Source organism: Priestia sp. P5_B4, assembly GCF_056400385.1.
Genome location: NZ_JBFULJ010000570.1, coordinates 1 through 2483 on the forward strand (window position 1 = coordinate 1; position 2483 = coordinate 2483).

General features: G+C 39.2%; 1 protein-coding gene and 1 pseudogene. Both read right to left on the reverse strand.

The window, feature by feature from the left end:
- Window positions 1-473: pseudogene (locus tag AC1DRF_RS23080) on the reverse strand (transketolase); the annotation flags it as partial.
- A gap of 28 nt (window positions 474-501) precedes the next feature.
- Complete coding sequence (zwf, locus tag AC1DRF_RS23085) at window positions 502-2004, reverse strand: glucose-6-phosphate dehydrogenase (RefSeq protein WP_477741786.1); 1503 nt, start codon at window positions 2002-2004, stop codon at window positions 502-504.
- Window positions 2005-2483 lie beyond the last annotated feature (479 nt).

Consider the following 2483-nt stretch of genomic DNA (forward strand, 5'->3'; position numbering starts at 1 on the left):
CCATCGCCTACTAACGTATACGTATAGTGATCAATGACTGGGAATTTTGACTGGTTAAATTTTGCCGCTAAATGAGCTTCTGCCATTGCCATTCCGACTGCATTTGCAATTCCTTGACCTAAAGGACCTGTTGTGGCTTCCACGCCGTCCGTATGGCCAAATTCAGGATGTCCCGGTGTTTTACTGTTTAGCTTGCGAAAGCTTTTTAAATCTTCTATTGATACATTGTATCCGCTTAAATGAAGCATGCTATACAGCAAGCTTGAGCCATGACCGGCTGATAAGATAAAACGATCCCGGTTAAACCAGCTTGAATTTGCCGGATTATGCTGTAAGTGATTCGCCCATAGCGCATAGGTCATCGGAGCCGCTCCCATTGGAAGCCCGGGGTGGCCTGAATTGGCTGCGTTCACCGCATCGATTGACAGGGTGCGAATCGTATTAACTGCAAGTGTGTCTATGTTGGTACTCATGTGTCATCCTTCTTTCGCTTTGTTTGTATTAAACTGGCTGTACTTCGCGTGATCGGCGCGCTGTTTCTTCATCCAGCCACCATTTAAAACCGTCTTTTTCTAAAAGTGCATGTGATGCATCAGGGCCGTGTGAACCAGCTGCATATTTATAAAGCGGCACTGTATTTTCCTCAAACGCTTCAAGAAGCGGCTGAACCCATTCCCAAGCTAGCTCTACTTCTTTCCAATGAGCAAAAAATGTAGAATCTCCGGCACATGCATCTGCAATAAGGCGTTCATATGCTTCAGGTGCTCCTTCTTGCTGGCCTGAAAAATTAATTTGTACAGGCTCAATATGACCATGATTAAATGGGTTTTTACTGTTCAACTGCAGCGTAATATTTTCATGCGGGTTAATTTCAATGATCAACAGGTTTGGAGATGTTGTTTCTCCTTTGTCTAAGTACAACTCTTTTAACGAGTCTTTGAATTCAATAACAATTCGCGTCGCTTTTTCCGCCATTCTTTTCCCTGTACGAATGTAGAAAGGAACGCCTTTCCAAAGCGAATTATCGATATATAGTCTGGCTGCTAAAAACGTGTCCGTCTGAGAAGATGGTGATACGCCCGGCTCATTTACGTAGCTCTCCACTGAAGACCCGTTTATTTTTCCGGCCTCATATTGACCGCGAACAACGTCTAGATCCATATCTTCTTTTACAAGCGGACGAAGCGCTTTTAACACATTTATTTTTTCGTTTCGAATATCATCAGCGCTAATGCGAGCAGGTAAGTGCATAGCCGTCATCATCAGCATTTGCAGCATGTGATTTTGAACCATATCTCGAATGGCTCCTGAATGGTCATAATAGCTTGCTCTTTCCTCTACACCGACCGTTTCACTTGCTGTAATTTGTATATTCGCAATATGTTCGTTATTCCATAATGATTGAAGAATAGGATTAGCGAATTCCAGCGCTTCTAAATTTTGCACCATCGACTTGCCAAGATAGTGGTCAATGCGGTAAATCTCTTCTTCTTTAAACGCTTTGCTTAAGTTTTCGTTTAATTGACGAGCTGACTGTAGATCATGACCAAATGGTTTTTCAATAATTAACCGTTTCCAACTTTTTGTAGCACCTAAGCCACTGTTTTTAATATGCTCGGYGATCGTACCGAAAAATTCTGGTGCAACGGAGAGATAAAACATTCGGTTGCTTGGAATATTTAGTTCTGCTTCTCGTGCTTCTACTAGATTTAACACACTTTTATAGTCTTCAGCATTCGTTGCATCCAATTGGCTGTAGCGAAAAGCTGAAAGAAAATGCTCCATAAGAGATGAATCTTTTTCGATGCGACGTGAAAAAGTATGAATAGATTCTTTTACTTTTTTCTGAAAATCAGCATCGGACATCTCCCTTCTGCCTAGTCCCACAACAGAAATTGATTTAGGGATTTTCCCGTCTACAAATAAATTATAGAGTGCAGGATAAATTTTGCGTTTCGCTAAATCACCTGTTGAACCGAATAAAACAAAAGTCATCGCTTCCATATCTCTTCCTCCTGTTAGGAAAAATATAATCTTTTAAAAGTAACTTTTCTTTCACTCGTTACTTTATGTAACATATCTTATTCCTGAAATATTTTTTCGTCAAGATATTAAACTCGTAAAAAATCATTTCAATTTTCTTTTTTGGTTTAAACCTTATAGCAGCTTATCTCGTTTAGTTTATGGAAAAATAATGAAAATACTTTTCGGTTGAATTTAAAAAATAAAACTGTTTTAATGGATTTGATAGAATTGTATGAAAGTAAAAACATACATACTATTTACATGTGTGTCAGGTGAAAAATACCAAAAGGTGGAAGTGCTATGAAAGCTCAACTAATGAAGATGTTTGAAGTTCTATCTGTTTTTCGCATAAAAAAATCGCAAAGCACTTTAAAAGAGAAAGGAAGTTTGACCTCTTTCTTTTAAGCTGCACGCACGCCTTTAATGTGTGACTACAGCAAGAAGTGCAAGCATCATAT